Raw genomic sequence first — 20,473 nt, 5'->3', positions numbered from 1 at the left:
TTAACCCAAGCCAGACAGCCCTTTTTAGAAGGGCTGTTTTTGTTTGTGCGCTTTGATCTGATGTTTGACGATGCAGTCAATCGACGCGATAGCACGCATTGTTCCCGATTTGAAAACTGTGAATTCTGCGCAGCCCGGTTGATGATTCCGTCAGGAGGTTTACCCTACGTTCATAGGCCGACGTTTCAAATTCGACGTCGCCACAGGCTCTACTGAGGATCAGGCAATGAAGCGCGAATCTTTGAACTTCCGGAATATCGACGACCATAGCGGCGCAGGCGTACGGACGCGCATCGAAGCAGTATCGAGCGAGAACGCACAAGCTGCTGCTGTCCCGCGCAACTGGGCATGGGCGCATTTCAGCGATTCATACGACTGGATGGACTCGCATAGCCCGTCCGTGGTGACGGAGTCGCTGGACTGAATGCGTATTGCGAAGTGCCGTTGAAATTCGCAATAACGTATTGCTGGCCGCGCGATTAAACGGCGGCCAGCAATTTGAGGCACGAATCGATGCGTCAGACGAGCGTGAGCTTCACGTCGATGTTATTGCGCGTCGCATTCGAATATGGGCACACGATGTGAGCCTTGTTGACCAGATCTTGCGCGGCATCGCGCTCCATACCCGGCAATGATATTTTCATCTCGACTTCGATGCCGAACCCATTTGGAATCGGCCCGATCCCGACGCTGCTGTCGATCGACGCATCTGCGGGGATCGCGATCTTATCGCGTGCGGCAACGAATTTCATCGCACCGATAAAGCAGGCGCTGTAACCGGCGGCGAACAGCTGCTCCGGGTTCGCGCCGTCACCGCCTTTTCCTCCCAGTTCCTTTGGCGTGGTGAGCTTGAATTCAAGGTTGGCTTCGGGCACCGTCGCGCGGCCGTCGCGGCCTCCCGTTGCGGTTGCGTGAGCAGTGTAAAGCGCCTTTTCGAGCGACATGGCAAACTCCTTCGTTGAAGAGCTACGCGTTGTTGGAAGACTGCAGGTCAGGCTGATTTCGCTGCTTTGAGCTTTCGATACTCGAGGGCAGGCAGACCGCCCCAGCCCCAATTATCCGTCGGCACTTCCTCGATCACAACGAAGGTGGATTCGAGCGGCTTGTTCAGCACGTCGAGCAACACCTGGCTCACGCCCTTGATGAGTCGCGCCTTTTCTTCGGCCGTCACGCAATCCGCGCCGGGTTTCGTCCCTTCTCGCGTAACCTGAATTGTGACAATCGGCATCTTGCTCCCCTCGATCGTAGTTGAGGAATGGGCGGAGAGCTAGCGACTGTCAAACGCTCTCCACACCCACGATGAGTTCGCTGCCCAGCCATCCCGCCAGCAGCGCACCCGCTTTCGCCACGCCATCCGCGTCACCCAGACGCTCGACGAGCAGATCGCATAGTGTTGCAAAGCTTTCATTTTCCTGCAGATGAAGGAGCGCTTCGTACTCGGCGGCATCGACGCGCTTGAGGCACGACACGAACTGCCGCCGCCAGACGATCAGGCCGCCCGGTTCGTCGAGCATTTCGCTTTCGGGCGGCTCGGCGTTGGCGGATAGGGCGGACCAGATGCTGTCGGCATTCGTCGTGGCGGGGCGATGCCTGAGCGACGGCGCAAAGCGCAGCCGTGCCGCGTCCCAGTCGACGGAAGCGAGGGCGTCGAGCGGCAGCGGCTGCGCGTCATGCGCAACGAAGGCTTCGGCCAGCGCATTCTCGATCCACGCGAGCTCGTGCACGTCGGGGTTGTGCGGGAACAGCACGCTCAGCGTGTCGCCGAAACCGTATGCGTACGCGTCAAGTGTCCACGCGTGCGGCGGATGGTGGTTGATGTGGGTCACGACGGCATGCAGAAACGCATCCTCGCCAAGCAACGTCCGTACCTGTGGAAACGAATGCTCGAGGCATTCGATCAATTGCCCGCGATAGTTGTTCTGATAGACGGACAGGCCGCGTGATGCATCGCCGCCGACGCGGCGGGCGGCTTCTTCCGATGCATCCGTAAGCCACGAGCGGAAGTCCTGTTGCCACGCAGCGAGTGTCATGCGGCCTCCGCAATGCGCGTGTCGCGTGTGACCTGTGCGTCCTGTTGCGCATGAGCGCCGAGCTTGCGCGCGATCCACAGTTCCCTCAGCAGTTCGTTCAGCGGCGGCACGTTGCCATCGCGCTCGATCATCGTCGCGACGGGACCGAGCCGCGCCATCGCGTTCTCATAGAGTGCCCAGACTTCATCGCACACGGGGCTATCGTGCGTGTCGATCAGCAGATCGCGGCCTTGCGAGTGTCCTGCGAGATGGATCTGATGCACGCGATCGACGGGCAGTCCGTCGAGATAGGCGAGCGCATCGAAACCGTGGTTCGTTGCGCTCACGAAGATATTGTTCACGTCGAGCAGCAGGCCGCAGCCGGTGCGCTTCGACATCGTGGAAATGAATTCCCACTCGGTCATCGTGGCGCCGTCGAACGCGAGATAACTGGACGGATTCTCGAACAGCATCTGGCGCCCGAGTGCATTCTGCGCGATGTCGATATTCGCGCAGACGGTATCGAGCGCTTCATCGGTATAAGGGACGGGCAACAAGTCGTGTGAATTGAAGCGGCCGATACGCGACCAGCTCAGATGATCGGACACGAAAAGCGGTTCGATCTCGTCGACGAGCGACTTCAGGCGGCGCAGATAGTCACGGTCGATGCCATCCGCCGAGCCGATCGACATCGACACGCCATGCAGCACGACGGGATGCTTCTCACGCACGCGCCGCAGGATGTCGCGCGGCTGGCCGCCTTCGACCATGAAGTTCTCGGAAATGACTTCGACGAAATCGACGGGAACATTCGTTTCCAGGAAGTCGCGATAGTGTTCCTTGCGCAGGCCAAGGCCATAGCCTGCAAAGCGGGGATTGGGAGAGAGCATGAGGCGTACCCGGCTGCGGAGTATCGGTGAATGGACTGGCCCGGCGACGCATAGCCGGGCCAGCGCTAGCGTGACTTACTTCGGCTCGGTCAGCGTGCCGCCCAGCGACAGACATTCGCTCGGCGTCTTCACGACTACGCCTTTGCCCTTGCAGCTGTTGAGGCCCTTGCAGTCGTTGTGAGCCGTCGCGCACAGCGCCTGGCCCTTGCATGCGTTGACGCCGTAGCAGCGGCCGGGTTGCTCGCCCGTGGCGGCGCTCGCGGAGGTCGCGACGGTTGCCGATGCGATGGCGAGGAGGGCTGCGGCTGCAGCGAAGCTGACGCGGGATTTGACGGTGCTGTTCATGGTTGCTCCATGGTGGGTTGAGTGAAATGCGATTGGGAAAATGGCTTTGCGTTTATTTCGCGTGCAGCGCGGCTTCTTCGATGACCTTCGCGACGGCTTCAGGCTGCGAAATTTCGATGGCATGGCTTGCCTTCACTTCCGTGACCTTCGAGCCCGCACGCTTGTACATCCAGCGTTGCAGGTCGGGGTTGATCACGCGGTCGTCGGTCGCGACGATGCCGTAGGTCGGCTTGTTGTGCCATGCGACCGTGAACGGCGCGGAGGCAAAGTCGGCGACGGTGGCGGGCACTTGCGAAACGGCCATGAAGTCGGTGCGGTTCGACACGAGATCGCCGGCGTAGTCCGTGCCGTATTTGGCGGGGTCGAAGTAGTAGTGACCGTCGATGGTCTTCTGCACGCCGTCCGTGAGCTTCGGCATCGATCCAGCGAGCTGATTCACGCTTTCGCCGACGTCGGGCTGAAACGCGGCGACGTAGACCAGCGCCTTCACCTTGGGACGCGCGCCCGCTTCCGTGATGACTGAGCCGCCGTAGCCATGGCCGACGAGAACGACAGGGCCTGTCTGTCCGATGACGGCGTTGTTGGTCGCGGCGACGTCTTCTGCGAGCGTCGTCATCGGTTGCTGGACGATGCGGACGTTGTAGCCCTTATGGATCAGGATGTCATGCACCGCGCGCCAGCCGGAGCCGTCGGTGAACGCACCGTGAACGATCACGATGTTCTTCACGCCAGCCGGCGCGTCCGGCGTTGCGGCGAATGCTGCGCCTGAAACGGCGAGCGCTGCCGCGGCGAGGGTCAAAGTCGAAAGAATGCGCATAGTGTTTTCGAATGGAGGCCACGCGGGCCGTGTTGTGGATATCGGGTGACGAGGGTTCGGTTAGTCCGCGGTGCGCGAGCGGCCCAGCAGATGATCGATCGACCACTTGCCTGCGCCATGCGCGATCAGCGGAAGAAGCAGACCTGCCCACGTCAGATGCGTCGGCCATGCGTCGGGATAGACGAAGATCTCGATCACGGCCGTCATGCCCAGCAGCACCAACGCGGCGGAGCGCGTGAACAAGCCGAGCACGAGCAGGATCGGGCACAGGTGTTCCGCATACGTGGCGAGGTGCGCGGCCAGCTCCGGCGGAATCAGCGGCAATGCGTATTCCGAGCTGAACAGGGCATACGTCGACGGCTTGATCGTCAGCAGGCCGGTTACTTTCGTGCGTCCCGACAGAAAGAAGGTTGCTGCGATACCGAAGCGCGCCACCAGCAGCAGTAGCGAAGGCGAAAGCGCGCCCGACAGGCGCTCGGTGACGGCTGCGCGGAGTGCCGACACGCCGCCCTGTTTCGCGAGGGACGAGCGGGAAACGCGCGCGTCGCGGGTTTGGGAGTGCAGCATCATGACTTCGCCTTCAGCGCGCCGTAGCCCTTCGGCGTCTTGATCGTCGTGCAGGTGCCCTTGTCGACCATGACGAACGCGTCGCCCTGATAGTCGACCTTCGACGTGGCTGCGCAGCTCGTGCCGGGACCGGCTGCGCAATCGTTCTTGCCGGCGAGCGACACGCCGAAGCATTTTTCTTGAGGCTTGGCCTGCTCGGAACCGGCATGCGCGCTGGTGGCGAGGACAGTGAGCGAAAGGGCGAACGTGGCGGCGAGTGCTGCGCGAGTGCTTTTCATATTCATCTCCGGTGGTGTGACAGTCAGGTGGTCAGGATAACTAAATCGCATACGATGGAATCACATGCGAGATGATACTGAGGTCTTGGAATTTGTCAATCGGTTGCGAGTAAATCGCGTGCGATATATATGTAAAAACGGAATGGCGTGATACTCAAGAATCTCGCTGGATTGGGAGAGCGAGAGCGGAAAACCGGGCCATGAGCCCGCAAAGGCGCGTGCAAACGCGAATAATGTGTTCATCGATTGTTTCCTGATGTTCAATATTTTCGGGGATTGATGGCCGTTGAACGCGGCATGCGAAGCACGCGGCGATGCGTTAACATTTGCGCGACAAACGACGCCGAACACCTGGAGATTTCCGCATGTCGAACGCACCCGCTCTCGATCTCACCGCCTTTCCTCGTTACGCATTGATCGAAGGGTCCACGCCGATCCAGCATCTCAGCCGCTTGAGCAAGCTGCTCGGCGACGTGGATATCTACGTCAAGCGCGACGACGTCACGGGCCTCGGCGGTGGCGGCAGCAAGCTCAGGAAGCTCGAGTTCCTGTTGGGCGAAGCGCTCGCGCAGGGCGCGGACACGGTCATCACGGTGGGTGCGCGCCAGTCGAATCACGCGCGGCTCACGGCCGCAGCGGCGGCGCGTGCGGGCCTTGCGTGCGAGGTCGTGTTGACGCGCATGGTGCCGCGCGAAGACGACGATTACGTCCACAACGGCAATGTGCTGCTCGACGCGCTGCTCGGCGCGCGCATTCATGATCTGCCCGGCAATGCCGATGCGATGGCGTTCGCGCAGAATCGCGCGGACGAACTGCGCAAGGCCGGACACAAGGTGTATCTCGCGCCGCTGGGCGGCTCGTCGGCCGTCGGCAATCTTGGTTATGCGGCGTGTGCGGTGGAAATTCTCGAACAGGCGCGCGCGCTGGGTGTTTCGTTCGACCGCATTGCCGTGCCCAACGGCAGCGGCGGCACGCAGGCGGGTCTCGTCGCCGGCTTGCTGGCGATGGGCGAGGACCCGACGCGTGTCGTCTCGCATAACGTGCTGGCGACGCATGAGAACACCTTGTCCAATACGCGATTGAAGGCGAAGGAAACGCTTGCGCTGCTGCGGCCCGATGCGGTGCTTCCCGACGCGAGCGTGATCGTTGAGGGCGGGCAGCGCGGCGAAGGCTATGGCATTCCCACCGACGCGATGCGTGAAGCCGTGCGGCTTCTGGCGAGCGTCGAAGGCCTGCTTCTGGACCCTGTGTATAGCGGGAAAGCGTTCGCGGGCCTGCTGCACGACATTAGAAGCAAAACGTTCGCGCCAGGCTCGAAGGTCGTGTTCCTGATGACGGGCGGCCTGCCGGGTCTGTACGCGTATCGCAGCGCATTTTGAGCGGATGGCGCGGCACACACGCCGCGCTTTAGCCACGTCTGCCAACATCAACCCGCACGCGCCAGTTGCTCGCGGACGGCTGCTTCCGTCTTGTCGTAATCGCCTTCGCCGAAATGGCTATAGACGATGTGCCCCTGCTTGTCGATCAGATAGACGGCCGGCCAGTATTGGTTGCCATAAGCGTTCCACGTCGCGTACTGGTTGTCCTGCGCGACGGGGTAATGCAGCCCGTATTCGGCAATCGCCGCCTTCACCTTTTTCGTCTCGCGCTCGAACGCGTATTCAGGCGTATGCACGCCGACGACGACAAGGCCTTGATCCTTGTACTTCTGATACAGCTTCTCGACATGCGGCAGCGTATTGACGCAGTTGATGCATGTGTACGTCCAGAAATCGACGAGCACGACTTTTCCGCGCAATTGCTGCATGGTCAGAGGCGGTGAATTCAGCCATTGATCGATTCCGGCGAATTCCGGCGCAGCGCGGTTGTTTTCGGCAGGAACGGCCGTCGCGGCGCCGCTGTTGGCGACCATTGCACCCAGCCCGGCAACGGCGGCAATGGCAACGACGGTAGTCAGGGTTTTGATTCGGGAGAACATGTCAGCGTCCTTTGATTGGAAGACATGGCTGTATTTGAACGTCCTCGCGTATCTCTGCTGTGTCGCCGTGTCGCGTGTTTGAATCGTCTTGTATCAGTGGGGTGCTTCGATACATTGGGACACAAATGGGCGCATGTTCTGCGCTATAACAAAGGCGTGAATCAATGTTGGAGGCAATCATGAAACGGCTTTTGGCAATCTTCTTCTTTCTCGCGGGCGGGCTTGCAACGGAAATCACTCATCCCGTTCAGTGCGATCTGATGACGGCAAGCGGCGTGCAGCAAAAGCGCCGGAAAACATCGGCGCGCGTTGCACGATAAAGCTCAGGTTCTCCACTTGCCGCTGCGCGCGAGTTCCGCGCAGGCATCGGCGAAAGCTTTGGGCGCTTCCTGCGGCAGGTTGTGGCCCGCGTTCGGAATCTGTCGGTGAATGCGCGGGCCGGTGAACTTCGCTGCGGATGCGTGGCCGTCGGTGGCAGGGATCACGCCGTCCGCGAGGCCATCCAGTGTGATAGTCGGCACAGTAATAGGTGGAATCGACGCGAGCTTCTTCTCGATCTCGTCGTATTGCGGATAGCCGGCTGCAAGGCCGAGGCGATGCCGGTATGAATGGATGACGATATCCACGAAGTCGGGATTGTCGAATGCTTTCGCCGAACGCTCGAAGGTCGCTTCGTCGAAATGCCACGTCGGCGAATTGTTCTTCCACAGAATGTGCGCAAGCTCGCGTCGATTGGCTTCGAGTCCCGCACGGCCACGTTCGGTCTGAAAATAATACTGATACCAGAGGCCGCGTTCGATGCCAGGCGGCAGCGGCGCGCCCGCTTTGGCGATATCCTGGATCAGATAGCTGTTCACGGAAACCAGGCCGATGCAGCGCGAAGGCTTGATAGCGGCGACGACGCAAGCCGCGCGTCCGCCCCAATCATATCCGGCGAGCACAGCCTCGGGAATATCCAGTGCATTCATCAGTTCGATCACGTCCTGGCCGACGGCCGCCTGCTGACCGGCGCGCGGCGTATCCGCCGACAGAAGGCGCGTCGTTCCGAAGCCGCGCAGATACGGCACGATTACGCGAAAGCCCTGCGCTGCGAGCATGGGCGCGACGTCCACGTAACTGTGAATGTCGTACGGAAAGCCGTGGAGAAGAATGATGGGGCGGCCTTCGGCGGGTCCCGCTTCGTGATAGCCGATGTCGAGCAGATCCGTGCGAACCTGGCGTACAGGAAGCGTTGTTAGCGGCGTTGCGGACGCTGAGGCGTCGCGAGTCGATGCAGCAAGCGCATGCGGCATGTTGCCGAGCGTCGTCAACGTTGCGACGCTTGCTGCGGCCGCGAACATAAAGCGGCGGCGATTAGATAACTCTTCTGACACGATAATCAATCTCTTCGAGGATAAGCGTCGGAAGATTGAAACGTGTGCATGTATCTGATTTGTGTCTGCCGTACATCGCCTGTGTAGCGTTTTGTAGGCGAAAAGTAATGCCTGAAAAAGCGTCGTCACTATCAGCGCTACAGATAGCGGTATCCAAACCCTTCGCTTGATCTCCGCAGTGAGCGGTGCGACATTGAGTCACCCGTTCTTCACGCGAGACCTTCAAGCCATGAGCACTCTTACCGCTGTCGAACGTATCGGGCGGTTTGCCGACGTTGCGCACGTCAGTCATCTCACGCCGCAGACCCGGCACTTGCTGAAGCGAAACATCCTGGATAGCCTGGGGTGTGCAATCGCCGCATTGCCAGGCTCGCCTTTCAAGGCGCTCCGGGAGCAGTTCGACGAATATCGCAGCGGCGGCACCTGTACGCTGATTGGCGGCGGCTCGACTTCTCCGGATCAGGCGGCGTTGTACAACTCGGCGCTCGTGCGTTACGTGGACCTGCTCGACAGCTACATGTCGCCAGGCGGTCTTTGTCATCCGAGCGACAACTTCGGCGCGATACTGGCCGCCGCCGAGCATGCATCGGCGGACGGCGAATCGTTCATGCTTGCGCTCGCGGTTGCGTATGAGATCGGCTGCCGCATTACGGCAATCGTTCCCGTCATGGCAAAGGGTTTCAACCACGCAATTCAACTTGCGATTTCGTCAGCGGCCGCTTCGGGAAAATTGCTTGGCCTCGACGCGGATCAAATCGCGCATGCGATCGCCATCGCCACCGTCGACAACATCTCGCTCTCCTGCGTTCACTCCGAGCCCGTGTCGTACTGGAAGGGCTTTTCGCCCGGCATAACCTGCATGCGGGCGGTTTATTCGGCGTCGCTTGCGAAGCGTGGCTTTACAGGCCCGCTACGTCTTTTCGAAGGACCGAACGGACTCGTGCGCATGTTCGATCAGCCGGTCGAAGTGGATTGGGAGGATTCGAGGCTGGAGGTCATCCATCAGACCGTGATGAAGAAGTACTGTTCGCTGATTCACGGCCAACCCGTGCTCGAAGCCACGCTGGAACTGAAGCGTGCACACGGCATAACGGGCGGCGACGTCGAAGATGTGGTTTGCGACATCTTCCAGATGGGCTATGACATCGCGGGCGGTGGCGGCTTCGGTGCGAAAGACGATCCGCAAAAGAAAGAGCAGGCCGACTATAACCTCAAGTATCTGATTGCCGCGGCCTTGCTCGACGATCAGGTCGGTCCCGCTCAACTGGAACCCGCGCGCGTCCAGGCAGTCGACGCGCAAGCGCTGCTGAAGAAAGTCACGATACGTCCCGACGCCGCCTTTTCGGCCCAATACCCGAAGGCATTGAATACGCGCGTCACGATCCGCTGCCGCGATGGCCGTGTTGTGTCGAAGGAGCATGTGGGCTTCGAAGGCGGTCTCGACAATCCGTTCACATGGGAGCGGACTGTCGAAAAATTCAACTGGCTCAGCGAGCCCTATGCGGACGAAACGCTGCGTGGCCAGATCGTCGATCTCGTTTCCAGACTCGAAGAACACAAGATCTCTGAGTTGATGCAACTCCTCACGAAAGTCAATCGAGAAGCGGTGTACCCGGCAAAGCATCCGGGAATTCAATAATTGATTCAGGCATACAGGAGATTCGAATGGCCCTGATTTCATGTGACATGCGATACGGTAGAACGGACGAACAGAAACGTCAGCTTGCAGCGGGTCTGCTGCGTGTGGTCAGCGAGGCGACAGGCGAAACGAAGAACGACATCTTCATTGTGTTTCGCGAGGGCAGGGGTATCAACTTCGTCGAGCATGGCGAGCATCTTCCCGAATACGTGGAAGGCGCAGCCAACGACAAAGAACTGATCAGCCGCCTCAAATAAACATCGCAGGAGTATCAGCATGCCTTTTATCGAATGCCATATCGCCGCTGGATTGACACCGGCGCGCCGCGAGCAACTGATGCGCGACATCATTCAGGTCACGCACGACGCGATCGGTTCCGACCCGAAGATCATCAATGTGATCCTGCATGAGCATCCGCGCGAGAACATCAGCATATCGAGCCGTATCAATGGCGAGGAATTCAAAGCCCAAAAGACGGGTTGAGGCCTTGCCAGAAGCAATGGCTGTGATCAGCGCGCCGATGCACAATCCGGCTTTGGTGTAGGATGACGATCGACCTGCGCCGCAGCGCAGTGCGGGCCTGTGATGACAGTATCCAGGCCTTGTCGATCTCATCGAGGTACACAGCATGGATGTCGCCGACCTCAAGGTGTTCGAGGCAGTGGCCCGTCACGGCAGCATGAACCGGGCGGCTGCCGAACTTCATACCGTTCAGTCCAACGTGACAGCGCGAATCCGGTCTCTCGAACGGGAAATCGGTGTCGCGCTGTTTCAGCGTCATGTGCGCGGCGTCAGCCTGACGCCCGCTGGGCAACGCATGCTGCCGTACGCGGCGCGCATTGCGAAACTGCTCGCGGACGCGCGGCTCGCGGCGCTCGACGACGGCCCGCCCGCCGGCGCGCTCGCTTTAGGCACGCTCGAAACGACGGCCGCATTGCGCCTTTCGCCGATACTGAGCAACTTCGCCAGAATCTATCCGCAAGTGCGCCTCTCTCTGACTACGGGCACGAGTTGCAGCCTGACGGAAGAGGTCGCCGCGTGCCGACTCGATGGCGCGTTTGTCGCAGGCCCCGTCGAACATCCGGAGCTGCATGCCGAGATGATCTTTCAGGAAGAACTGGTGCTGGTGACGCCGCGCAACCTGCGTTCGATAGATGCGCTGCGCGCCGTGCCCGACCTCAAGACCATCGTGTTCAGATTGGGTTGTTCGTATCGTCAGCGGCTGGAAGCGCTGCTGGCGGAAATGGGTATCGTGACGGCCACGCCGCTCGAATTCGGTTCGCTCGATGCGATTATCGCGTGCGTCGCGGCGGGTATCGGCGTGACGCTGTTGCCGCGTGGTGTAGTGTCGAGCGCGGCCGAGCAGGATATCGTCGCGCTTCATTCGTTGCCGCCGGAGAAGGCGCAGGTCGCCACGCTCTTTATTCGTCGGCATGACGCCTACGTTTCGAGCGCGATGCAGGCATTCGTCGAAGTGACGCGCTCGCGTCTCGGCCCTGTGATGGCGGCAGCCTAAGTCAGCAGCTTAAGCAGCCTGCGGTTGGGCTTCCAGCAAGGGCGCCCGCCGCCGTGCGCTGTTGAGACGAAAGAACTCGGTGCAAAAGTCGACAAACGTTCTGAAGCGCGCGGGCAGCAATTCCCGGTGCGAATAGAACAGGCAAATTTCGACTTCGCTATCCGAGATCGAGCAGCCAGGCAACACGGGCACCAGCTTGCCCATCGCCACATCTTCCCGCGCCATCGCTTCCGGTAACTCCGCAATGCCAGCGCCCGCCAGCGCCGCCGCGCGTAACAGCACGTCGTTGCCGTCCATCGACGACATCGGGATTACCTGCACAGGCGCGCCGTTTTCGATCACCTGCACATAGTTCGTGCTTCGCTGGCGCGATTGGGACGGCAACAGCAGAAAGTGCTCGGTGAGATCCGCCGCGCAATGCGGCGTGCCGCGTTGCGCAAGATAATCCGCGGATGCGACCAGCGAGCGCGACGACTTGAACAAAGTTCTGCGAATGACAGCCGACTGCTCGACCTGATGCGGCGGAAGCATCGCCATGTCGAACTGTCCGTCATAGAGATTGACGGCGCCTTCATCCACGGAAACGACGAGGTTCACGTTCGGCGCGACGGCGCGGTAACTGGACAGGAACTGCGAGAACGTTTCGCTCACCAGCATCGGATGAATCACCAGACGCAGCTTGCCGCTGTCGACTTCGCGCTCGCGCATGATGCGGCGATTCGCTTCGTCGAGTTCATCGAGCAGGCGGCAGCAACTGAGGTAATAGGATTGCGCTTCTTCCGTCAGCGTGACGGAGCGCGTCGTGCGATGGAGCACGCGCGTCTGGATGGAAGCTTCCAGCTTCGCAATGGCCTTCGAAATGGAGCCAGTCGTCACGCCCAGCGAGGTCGCCGCCTTGCTGAAACTCTGATGCTGCGCCGCCGAGACGAACGCCCTCAACATGTAAAGCTGGTCCATGCTCAACCTCTGCTCTGTTGCTGCCCAACTGCACTGGCATCACTCTAGCAACAGATCACGAGGAGAACGCGCGGTTTGTTTTGATAGGGGTATCACCCGCGGTGATAGCTCATCACCGCGGCCTTTTCTGCCCGTCATGGATCAGGGGTTGGCGAGCGCGATGCGCTGCTCAGCCAGCCGCCTTCAGACGCGAATCGAAGTCGAACTCGAGCCGGATGCCGCCGGGTTCGTAGATCATCGTGTGACGCTTCGGTCCAGCGCCGAGGTTCTCCGGCGCGAACTCGACCTTGACGCCGGGCCACTGCGAGACGCGCGCGAAAATCTCGTTGAGCGCCTCTTCGCTGCCGACACGCAACGCAAGATGATGAAGGCCAACGTTGGTCTTGCGGTCGAACGCCACGAGGTTCGCCTGATTGGTGACTTGCCACAGCGTCAGCATCACGTGTCCATCCGACACGAACGCGGCGGGGTAGTCCGGCTTTTCGCCGACCTGCTTCCAGTGCAGGCATTCGACGAAGAAATCGCGCGTCAGGTTCAGATCGCGCACGGCGAGACCAACGTGATCGATGCCGGAGGTGAGTGCCTGGGTAGTCATGTCGAATTGTCCTGTGCAATAGGCGGGCGGGTTGTCCCGTGATAGCACGCGAAACGCAGTAACGCAAACGCCGGTAATGGCGGCCATTATAGGGACGCGCCGCCGCGAAGATTCTTGAGCCGCTGGAAACCAACCTTTGCGGGTCCGGCGTTGCGCGCGACGGCGTTTTGCATGCGTCTGTCCAAACAATCGAGTCAGACAAACGTTTGCCAGGTTGGTCCGGGCGGCCACGTCGTGCATACTTGCTGCCTGCACGCGCTGCGCGCACTGCACGAATGCGATGCGGTAAAAAATTCGAGAGGAGAGAACGAGTCATGCCGTTGGTGCCGCTGTCGCAACGGGAAGTCACGATCGGCGTTCCACTGCCGTTTTCCGTCTACACGGCGGACGGCAGGCTGCTGATGGCGCGCGGGCACATCGTTCACAGCGCGATGCAATGCGAGCGGCTCTTCGCGCAAGGGCCGTTCAGGCATCCGTTCACCGGCGAGCGCCGCGACGACGCCACACCCGAGGACGCGGACACCACCCCCGCGTCCGCCGGGCGCGCGCGGCGCGGCCATGAAGACCAGACGCTCGTGGGTCCATTCCCCGTGTCGGGCTGCATCCCCGAAGACTTCGTGATCACGCTGGCAAACGGCCCGGCCATTTCCTCGCGCACCCGCTTCGTCGGCGCGCTCGACGACGTCAGCCTGCTGCTCGCGGGCGCGGGCGTCGATCCAGCGTTCGCGGCGGGCGAGGCTGTCGAAGGACAGTTCATCGCGGGGCGTTATCGCCATGCGTTCGAGTCGGAAGTCATCGGCCGGCATGCGACGCCGTTCGACGTGCTTTATCTGCGTTACCCCACGGAAGTCCGCTCACGTGCGCTGCGGCGGCATGTGCGCGTCGGCATTGACGTGACGGCGCGCCTCTCGCAAAACGACCGGCCCATGGCGGGGACGGAAGTCCGCGCAGTCGATCTGAGCGCTGCGGGCGTCGGCCTGCTGGTGAACGCGAACTCGAATTCGCTCGCGCCCGGCGAGCACTTCAAGCTCTCGCTGCCGCTCGCGCGTGCCGGCCGCGTGCGTACGGCGCCGTTGAACTGCATCGCGCGCAACCGCCGCACGAAGGACGGGGAAACCCTGGTGGGCGCCGAGTTCGGCAATACGTCGGGCGACGTGCGCGCGCTGGTCAAGGAGTATGTGCTGGACGTGCTGACGGGGGCCGTGCCGCCCGAGCGCCACGCATAGCGCCAGCCGCTGCGCGCCTGGATCGGCGCGAAAAAAAGCCGACGTCGTCGTCGGCTGAATCGGTTCCCGTGGTTACGAGGGGGTACACAGGAACCGTCGTCATGATACGGACGGCAAGATGAAGAGACGCTTAAGGACCCGCGAGATGTCGCATTCGCGTCGTTCGCGTCATGCTGGCCAGCCGCGTCACTCGCACAGAAAGTGATCGACGCTTTGCCCCGCCGCCACTGCGCGGCGCAGCCATTCCGGGTGCTCGCCGTCGCCCGTCCACGTATTGCCCCACGCATCGCGGTAGCGGATCCGTTTCGCTTCGTCGATATCCTGCTGCAGCGCATGTTGCAGCGCTTCCAATGTGATATTGCACTCCTGCATGCGGCGTGTGAGCCAGACAATCAGGCGCTCGCGCGCTTCGCCTTCGAGATGTTCAATGACGGCGGACACGTTGTTTTTCCTCGTTTGCAAAAAGACGGTTATCCCGTCGCGATGGGTTGAGCCGGGCGTTTGCCCGCGACGTCGACAATGTAGGGAGGCCGCGCGCAAGCGGGTTTCCGCAAGGCACGCGCGGGTTCCGAAACGCACGGCAGCAGGCTGGAATCCGCCGTAAGGCAGGCCGGCCGGGCTTGACGGGCGGGGCCCGAGGCCACGCGGAGGGTCAGAACTATACCTACATATGATTCTCGCGGCGGGGCGATTCCCATAAGATGGAATCATCTTGAACGGCATTACGCAGAACCGTGCCGTCGTAACCCAACGGCCGAGGAAAGTCGCTTGCACAACCATCCGATCGCTTCAGTCATCGACGACGACGAATCCGTCCGCACCGCGATGTCTAGCCTTGTTCGTTCGCTGGATTGGGACGTCCGGCTGTACGCATCGGCCGAGGCGTTCCTTGCATCCGACGTAGACCAGGTCGCGTGCATCATCTCCGATGTGCAAATGCCCGGCATGAGCGGGCTCGACATGTATCGTCATTTGCTCGACAAGGGCGTGACGCAGCCCATCATTTTCATCTCCGCTTTCGCTTCCGACGCGGTGCGCCGCCAGGCACTCGACCTGGGCGCGATGTGCGTGCTGACCAAACCTGTCGACGGCGCCGAAGTGTCGCGCTGCCTCGCGCGGCTCGAACCGGACGGCTCGCAGGCCGAATGAGGCCGGCGCGGGTTGCCGCGCCGCGGCCCTATGGCGCGGGTTATCGAGCTATTCGGATAGAATCCTTACCGGATTGAAATGGGCCGGCTTGCTGGATGTCCGACTGTCGAGCGACGCGTGTGGCGGCGCGAATCAGGGTTGCGCCGCCCGCTGACAAATGCGGCAGAGAAGCGCCGCTAATAAATGCCGCAGACAAGCGCTCGCGAGGAACGCCTATGCCGAAGATGTGCCGTCCATTCCACTCCACAGCAATACCGCGCTCTCACGGGGCGTCATGATGTTCCGTCAGGGCGCAGGCGTGACGTCGGCTCGCGACGCGCGCGTTCTCTTTTCTCTTGCGGGCATCGTCGGCGTGATCGTGTTCGTGATCGACGCGCTGACGCCGCTCGACATCGCCATTGCCGTGCTTTATGTGGTCGTCGTGCTGCTCGTCGCGTCGACGGGCTTGCGGCATGCCACGATCGCAACGGCGTGCGCGTGTGCGGCGCTGACGGTGATCGCCTTCCTGATGTCGCACGACGAGAACTATTCGGGCGGCTCGATTGCGCGCGGCATCGTGAGCCTGCTTGCCATCGGCACGACTTCGTTTCTCGCGTTGCGCAACCAGGCGAACACGGTGCGGCTGCAGGAGCAGATCCAGTTGCTGAATCTGACGCACGACGCGATCGTCGCCTACGACATGAACGACCGCATCACGTTCTGGAATCAGGGCGCGGAGGAACTGTACGGCTGGACGACCGAGCAGGCAATCGGCCAGCGCATCCACGAACTGACGCGCACCAGTTCATCCATTCCCCTCCACGAACTGCGCGACGAGGTCGTGCGCAAGGGCCGCTGGGAAGGCGAACTGGAGCGCGTGCGCAGCGACGGCAGCACCGTCATCGTGTCGAGCCGCTTCGCGCTGTGGCGCGACGACAAGGGCAAGCCGCGCGCGATACTCGCGACCAACAATGACATCACGATGCGCAAGTGCATGGAAGCCGAGTTGCAGCGGCAGCAGGAGGACCTGCGCGCGACCATCGACGCGATTCCCGGCATGGTCTGGAGTTCGTCGCGCGACGGCGAGCTGAGCTACATCAACCGCCGCTGGAACGAGCTTGGCATCACGCTGACGGGCAGCAGCGGCGACGTCTGGACGTCGATCGTGCATCCCGATGACTGGCCGGCGATGCACGCGGCGTGGCGCGGCGCGATCGCCACGGGCAAGCCGTTCGAGAACGTCGCACGCATCCGCCAGAGCAACGGCTCGTACCGGTGGATGCATATCGGCGCAGATCCGTTGCGCGATCAGAACGGCCAGATTCTGCGCTGGTACGGCGTCAATACCGATATCGAGGAGCGCAAGCAGGCCGAGCAGGCGCTGGAGCGCAGCGAGGCCTTCCTGTCCGACGCGCAGCGCCTGAGTCGCACGGGCAGCATCGCGACGCGCCTGCCCGCAGGCGACATGTGGTGGTCCGACGAGGTCTACCGGATCTTCGAATATGCGCCCGACTACACGCCGGGCATCGAGCTGGTTCTCGCGCGCACGCATCCCGACGATCTCGCGCTGGTGCGCGAAGCGTACGAATCGGCGTTGTCGGGCGCGCCGTACATCGACAACGAACACCGGCTGCAGATGCCCGACGGCCGGATCAAGTACGTCCACTACGTCGCGCATCTGGCCGTGCCGCAGTCGGCCAGCATCGAATACGTGGGCGCGCTGATGGACGTGACGGAGCGCCAGATCGCGCAGGACGCGCTCGACCGCTCGACGGCGGAACTCGCGCATGTCACGCGAGTGACGATGCTTGGCGAACTCGCTGCGTCGATCGCGCATGAAGTCACGCAGCCGCTCGCCGCGATCGTCACTGCGGGCGACGCCGCGACGCGCTGGCTAAACCGCGCGAAGCCCGATCTCGGCGAAGTCGGCCAGTCGATCAGCCAGATGGTGCGCGACGCGAAGCGCGCCAGCGACGTGATCCGCCAGATACGCTCGATGGCGCAGAAGCGCGATCCGAGCCAGGCGGTGCTCGATCTGAACGGTATCGTGAGAGAATCAATCGAGCTTGTGCGACGTGAGCTGGACGCCGCGCGGGTTGAGCTGGAAGCCTGCTATGCGGAGCCTCCGCCGCTCGTATGCGGTGACCGCGTGCAGCTTCAGCAGGTGGTCATCAATCTCGTGATGAATGGCGTGCAGGCGATGGCGGGCATGACGGGACGGGCGCGGCGCATGCGCATCGCCACGAGCCTCGTGGACGGGCATTATGGGCAGGTCGCCATCGAAGATTCGGGAACTGGCATCAGCGAGGAGAACGTGGGGCGGCTCTTCAACGCGTTCTTCACGACCAAGACGGACGGCATGGGCATGGGGCTGTCGATCTGCCGGTCCATCGTCGAGGCGCACGGCGGGCGTATCTGGGCCGAGTCTGAAGAAGGACAGGGCGCAACGATGCAATTCGTATTGCCGATCGATAAAGGAACGTGCGATGAGCAGTGATGAAATGAACGACCCGAATCAGTCGATCGTTTATGTCGTCGACGACGACGATTCGATGCGCGCGGCCGTCACGATGCTGCTGCGGTCGGTGGGTTTGCGGGTTGAGGCTTTTGGGTCTGCGCAGGAGTTTTTGTCGTTGGACAAGCCTGATATTCCCAGTTGCCTGATTCTCGATGTGCGGCTGAAGGGGCAGAGCGGGCTCGCTGTGCAGGAGCAGATTGCTGCTGGCAATGTGCATGTGCCGATTATCTTTATGACCGCGCATGGCGATATTGCGATGTCTGTGAAGGCTATGAAGGCCGGGGCGATGGATTTTCTGGCGAAGCCGTTTCGGGATCAGGACATGCTGGATGCGGTTGCGACTGCGCTCGCTAAAGACGAGGAGCGGAGAAAGTCCGAACGTTCGGTTTCTGATTTGCGGAAAAGGTATGAGTCGCTGACGCCGCGAGAGCGTGAGGTGATGGCTTTTGTTGCTAGCGGGCTCATGAATAAGCAGATCGCTGCTGAGATGAACCTCAGTGAGATTACGGTCAAGATTCACCGCGGGCAGGCTATGAAGAAGATGGAGTCCCGGTCGCTGGCTGATTTTGTTCTTAAGGCGGAAGCGCTGGGGGTTAAGTCGTTGGAGGCGGGGGCGTCGACGCGGACGCAGCGCGGGTCTTGAGGTTTTTGTTTGTCTTCGACGTTGGTTTGGGTTTGCTTGTGTTTTTTGCTGACATTCGCGTTATGGTGGTTTGCCCGTGGTTTCGCTGGCATCCGCGCTACGATGTCTGCCATTCACACGTCGCCCCTGTGCGGGGCGGCACCTACTTTTCTTTGCCGCCGCAAAGAAAAGTAGGCAAAAGAAAGCGGCTAACACCGCCAGTTCTTGTATTTGCCTGAGGGCCCCCAAAGGGTCTTCCGCTTCACACGGCAATCATGTGACCCATGTTCGTTGCCAACGCTCTTGCGGTGCGCCTCACCCGCTTCACGCACCCGCGTCTCAACATGCCCCATCAAATTTCCGACGTTCTATAGCGGCAAACTGTGTGTAGGCCGTAGCGCCACACACGCCTCACTTCGGACCGATAGCACGCGCTCCACCCTGTAAGAGCGCCAAGCCATACGTCGCGACAACCTACACACAGTTTGCCACCTGGGCGGCACAAACCATTCGCTGCCGCTAGCCCTTGTGCGGGTGCTTGAAGTGGGTGAGGCGTTCATTCGGAGCGTTGGCAACGCGCGCTAACAAAGACGTTGCCGTGTGAAGCGGAAGACCCTTTGGGGGCCCTCAGGCAAGAACTAGAGTTGGCGGTGTTAGCCGCTTTCTTTTGCCTACTTTTCTTTGCGGCGGCAAAGAAAAGTAGGTGCCGCCCCGCACAGGGGCAACGCGTGAAGCACGAAGGCAAAGCGCGGATGCCAGCGAACCCACAGGCAATCCACCACAACGCGGCTGCAAGCGAAGAAAACCCAAAACCCCCACCCAGCCGCGCCGCCCAAAACAACAAATCCCGCGCCCCGCGCGCCCCAACCGGTATTAAACCTTCATATAGGTTGACGCAACCATTCGACTGCACGGGCAACCCTATGTACGGCTAGTCGCGCCAGGCCCATCCGTTTAACTTTGATTCCATCGCGGCAGCGTTATTTGCGCCGCAATCAAATCACTGAAAACGGAAGAACCTGCCATGACCACCACACTGATCGACCTGCCCGCTCCGCTTGCCGATGTCGTGTCGCGCCGCCAGGCATCCCCCATCGTCGCCGAGCAGCAATGGCGCCGCATGAACGCGTCCGCGCACGACGCCGCGACGCAGCGCGATAACGTAATCGTCATGCGCTGGACGCACGGCGGCGACGCGCCGCTCGAAGTGTCCAACGAAGGCAGTGTCGCCGATCACTGCATCGGCCTGAACCTGAAGTGCGCGGCGCTCACCTTCGATCACGCCGGACGCAGGCTCGTACACGGCCGTCTGACGGCAGGTGCCGTTCAGGTCACCGCGCCCGGCGTGCCGACCCGAGCCGTGTTCTCGTCGTCCGCCGATGTGCTGCATCTGTTCGTGTCGCAGCAGGTGCTCGCCGAGTGCTATCAGGACCTGTTCCAGCACTCGCGCGACGCCGACATCGTGCTCGACGATCCCGACCTCATCCGCGACCCCGTGCTCGAGCGTCTGGGCCAGGCGCTGGCCGTCTCGCAGAGCAACGACGCCGCGCTCGGCAAGATGTTCACCGACAGCGTGAGTCTCGCGATCGTGTCGCATATCGTCGGGCGTCATTTCGCCGGCGCGACCCGCCGTTCGCGCGAGGCCGCGCCGCTGCCGCAGTGGCGCATGAACCGCGTGATCGAATTCGTCGAAGCCCATCTTGCCGAACCCATCGGGCTTGCCGACATCGCGGCGAGCGCCGGCCTCACGCGCATGCATTTCGCCGCGCAATTTCGCCGCGCAACGGGCGTGCGCCCGCATGAATATCTGCTGCGCCGGCGAGTCGAGCATGCGCAGCATCTGCTCGTGACATCGAAGCACAACGTGATGGATGTCGCGCTGAGCTGCGGATTCCGCTCCCAGGCCCACTTCACGACCGTGTTCAAGAAGTTTGTCGGCGAAACGCCGCATCGCTGGAAAGAGAAGACCAGCGACGCGCGCTAAAGCGCCGTCCCGTACTTCAGACAGTCCACAA

General features: G+C 61.5%; 25 protein-coding genes. 12 read left to right on the top strand and 13 right to left on the bottom strand.

The window, feature by feature from the left end:
* The first annotated feature begins 226 nt into the window (after window positions 1–226).
* A complete protein-coding gene (locus tag C2L64_RS41130) occupies window positions 227–424 on the top strand; it encodes a hypothetical protein (RefSeq protein WP_007579056.1) in 198 nt (65 codons plus the stop codon).
* Window positions 425–518: 94 nt separating this feature from the next.
* Here the strand turns inward: C2L64_RS41130 and C2L64_RS41125 are convergent, their stop codons facing one another.
* From C2L64_RS41125 to C2L64_RS41090, 8 genes are all read right to left on the bottom strand, one after another.
* Window positions 519–944 (bottom strand): organic hydroperoxide resistance protein, encoded by a 426-nt coding sequence (locus C2L64_RS41125; protein ID WP_007579055.1) that lies wholly within the window; start codon window positions 942–944, stop codon window positions 519–521.
* A 47-nt stretch (window positions 945–991) separates the two neighbouring features.
* Window positions 992–1,228: a tautomerase family protein gene (locus C2L64_RS41120; protein ID WP_007579054.1), complete on the bottom strand. Its 237-nt coding sequence runs from the start codon at window positions 1,226–1,228 to the stop codon at window positions 992–994.
* A gap of 49 nt (window positions 1,229–1,277) precedes the next feature.
* The gene (locus C2L64_RS41115) at window positions 1,278–2,030 is read right to left on the bottom strand and encodes an HvfC/BufC N-terminal domain-containing protein (protein WP_007579053.1); all 753 of its coding nucleotides are present in this window, start codon (window positions 2,028–2,030) and stop codon (window positions 1,278–1,280) included.
* Window positions 2,027–2,899 carry an MNIO family bufferin maturase gene (gene bufB / locus C2L64_RS41110; protein WP_007579052.1) on the bottom strand — a complete coding sequence of 291 codons (873 nt, stop codon included), beginning with the start codon at window positions 2,897–2,899 and terminating at the stop codon, window positions 2,027–2,029. Before bufB ends, C2L64_RS41115 begins: the two co-directional genes overlap by 4 nt.
* Window positions 2,900–2,974: 75 nt before the next feature.
* Complete coding sequence (bufA2, locus tag C2L64_RS41105) at window positions 2,975–3,244, bottom strand: BufA2 family periplasmic bufferin-type metallophore (RefSeq protein WP_007579051.1); 270 nt, start codon at window positions 3,242–3,244, stop codon at window positions 2,975–2,977.
* Window positions 3,245–3,296: 52 nt separating this feature from the next.
* Window positions 3,297–4,061 (bottom strand): alpha/beta hydrolase, encoded by a 765-nt coding sequence (locus C2L64_RS41100; protein ID WP_007579050.1) that lies wholly within the window; start codon window positions 4,059–4,061, stop codon window positions 3,297–3,299.
* Between the two features lie 60 nt (window positions 4,062–4,121).
* The gene (locus C2L64_RS41095; RefSeq protein ID WP_007734216.1) at window positions 4,122–4,631 is read right to left on the bottom strand and encodes a DoxX family protein; all 510 of its coding nucleotides are present in this window, start codon (window positions 4,629–4,631) and stop codon (window positions 4,122–4,124) included.
* Window positions 4,628–4,906, bottom strand: coding sequence for a BufA1 family periplasmic bufferin-type metallophore (locus C2L64_RS41090; protein ID WP_007579048.1), 279 nt, complete (start codon window positions 4,904–4,906; stop codon window positions 4,628–4,630). Before C2L64_RS41090 ends, C2L64_RS41095 begins: the two co-directional genes overlap by 4 nt.
* 365 nt (window positions 4,907–5,271) lie before the next feature.
* Here C2L64_RS41090 and C2L64_RS41085 point away from each other — a divergent pair, with 365 nt between their 5' ends.
* Complete coding sequence (locus C2L64_RS41085) at window positions 5,272–6,285, top strand: D-cysteine desulfhydrase family protein (RefSeq protein WP_007579047.1); 1,014 nt, start codon at window positions 5,272–5,274, stop codon at window positions 6,283–6,285.
* Between the two features lie 47 nt (window positions 6,286–6,332).
* Here the strand turns inward: C2L64_RS41085 and C2L64_RS41080 are convergent, their stop codons facing one another.
* Window positions 6,333–6,884: a thioredoxin family protein gene (locus C2L64_RS41080; protein ID WP_007734220.1), complete on the bottom strand. Its 552-nt coding sequence runs from the start codon at window positions 6,882–6,884 to the stop codon at window positions 6,333–6,335.
* A gap of 179 nt (window positions 6,885–7,063) precedes the next feature.
* Between C2L64_RS41080 and C2L64_RS54310 the strand changes: the two genes are divergently transcribed.
* Window positions 7,064–7,204: a hypothetical protein gene (locus C2L64_RS54310; protein WP_007734221.1), complete on the top strand. Its 141-nt coding sequence runs from the start codon at window positions 7,064–7,066 to the stop codon at window positions 7,202–7,204.
* Window positions 7,205–7,207: 3 nt separating this feature from the next.
* Here the strand turns inward: C2L64_RS54310 and C2L64_RS41075 are convergent, their stop codons facing one another.
* Complete coding sequence (locus C2L64_RS41075) at window positions 7,208–8,224, bottom strand: alpha/beta fold hydrolase (protein WP_007579044.1); 1,017 nt, start codon at window positions 8,222–8,224, stop codon at window positions 7,208–7,210.
* A gap of 262 nt (window positions 8,225–8,486) precedes the next feature.
* On the opposite strand from C2L64_RS41075, the gene C2L64_RS41070 reads away from it, so the two are divergent.
* From C2L64_RS41070 to C2L64_RS41055, 4 genes are all read left to right on the top strand, one after another.
* Window positions 8,487–9,896 carry an MmgE/PrpD family protein gene (locus C2L64_RS41070; protein ID WP_007579043.1) on the top strand — a complete coding sequence of 470 codons (1,410 nt, stop codon included), beginning with the start codon at window positions 8,487–8,489 and terminating at the stop codon, window positions 9,894–9,896.
* A gap of 26 nt (window positions 9,897–9,922) precedes the next feature.
* Window positions 9,923–10,153: a tautomerase family protein gene (locus C2L64_RS41065; protein ID WP_007579042.1), complete on the top strand. Its 231-nt coding sequence runs from the start codon at window positions 9,923–9,925 to the stop codon at window positions 10,151–10,153.
* A gap of 19 nt (window positions 10,154–10,172) precedes the next feature.
* Window positions 10,173–10,379, top strand: a complete 207-nt coding sequence (locus tag C2L64_RS41060) for a tautomerase family protein (RefSeq protein WP_007579041.1) — start codon at window positions 10,173–10,175, stop codon at window positions 10,377–10,379.
* A gap of 145 nt (window positions 10,380–10,524) precedes the next feature.
* On the top strand, window positions 10,525–11,412 hold the full coding sequence (locus C2L64_RS41055) for a LysR family transcriptional regulator (RefSeq protein ID WP_007579040.1): 888 nt from the start codon (window positions 10,525–10,527) through the stop codon (window positions 11,410–11,412).
* A gap of 9 nt (window positions 11,413–11,421) precedes the next feature.
* Here the strand turns inward: C2L64_RS41055 and C2L64_RS41050 are convergent, their stop codons facing one another.
* A complete protein-coding gene (locus C2L64_RS41050; protein ID WP_007579039.1) occupies window positions 11,422–12,369 on the bottom strand; it encodes a LysR family transcriptional regulator in 948 nt (315 codons plus the stop codon).
* A 169-nt stretch (window positions 12,370–12,538) separates the two neighbouring features.
* Complete coding sequence (locus C2L64_RS41045) at window positions 12,539–12,964, bottom strand: VOC family protein (RefSeq protein WP_007579038.1); 426 nt, start codon at window positions 12,962–12,964, stop codon at window positions 12,539–12,541.
* Window positions 12,965–13,278: 314 nt separating this feature from the next.
* On the opposite strand from C2L64_RS41045, the gene C2L64_RS41040 reads away from it, so the two are divergent.
* Window positions 13,279–14,190, top strand: a complete 912-nt coding sequence (locus C2L64_RS41040) for a PilZ domain-containing protein (protein ID WP_007579037.1) — start codon at window positions 13,279–13,281, stop codon at window positions 14,188–14,190.
* A 186-nt stretch (window positions 14,191–14,376) separates the two neighbouring features.
* Here the strand turns inward: C2L64_RS41040 and C2L64_RS56405 are convergent, their stop codons facing one another.
* Entirely contained in the window at window positions 14,377–14,631 is a 255-nt protein-coding gene (locus tag C2L64_RS56405; protein ID WP_007579036.1) for an H-NS family nucleoid-associated regulatory protein, read from the bottom strand.
* Between the two features lie 327 nt (window positions 14,632–14,958).
* Between C2L64_RS56405 and C2L64_RS41030 the strand changes: the two genes are divergently transcribed.
* The 4 genes from C2L64_RS41030 to C2L64_RS41015 all read left to right on the top strand — a co-directional run bounded on the left by C2L64_RS41030 (window position 14,959) and on the right by C2L64_RS41015 (window position 20,442).
* Window positions 14,959–15,339, top strand: coding sequence for a response regulator transcription factor (locus tag C2L64_RS41030; protein WP_007579035.1), 381 nt, complete (start codon window positions 14,959–14,961; stop codon window positions 15,337–15,339).
* Window positions 15,340–15,613: 274 nt separating this feature from the next.
* On the top strand, window positions 15,614–17,815 hold the full coding sequence (locus tag C2L64_RS41025; protein WP_007579032.1) for a PAS domain-containing sensor histidine kinase: 2,202 nt from the start codon (window positions 15,614–15,616) through the stop codon (window positions 17,813–17,815).
* On the top strand, window positions 17,805–18,479 hold the full coding sequence (locus C2L64_RS41020; RefSeq protein ID WP_007579030.1) for a response regulator transcription factor: 675 nt from the start codon (window positions 17,805–17,807) through the stop codon (window positions 18,477–18,479). The genes C2L64_RS41025 and C2L64_RS41020 overlap by 11 nt, the downstream gene beginning before the upstream one ends.
* A gap of 1,003 nt (window positions 18,480–19,482) precedes the next feature.
* Window positions 19,483–20,442 (top strand): helix-turn-helix domain-containing protein, encoded by a 960-nt coding sequence (locus C2L64_RS41015; protein ID WP_007579028.1) that lies wholly within the window; start codon window positions 19,483–19,485, stop codon window positions 20,440–20,442.
* Window positions 20,443–20,473: the final 31 nt, after the last annotated feature.

It is taken from the genome of Paraburkholderia hospita, assembly GCF_002902965.1.
Lineage (GTDB): Bacteria > Pseudomonadota > Gammaproteobacteria > Burkholderiales > Burkholderiaceae > Paraburkholderia > Paraburkholderia hospita.
The sequence above is the reverse complement of the archived record's forward strand: the minus strand, read 5'-3'. Positions and strand labels throughout refer to the sequence as shown.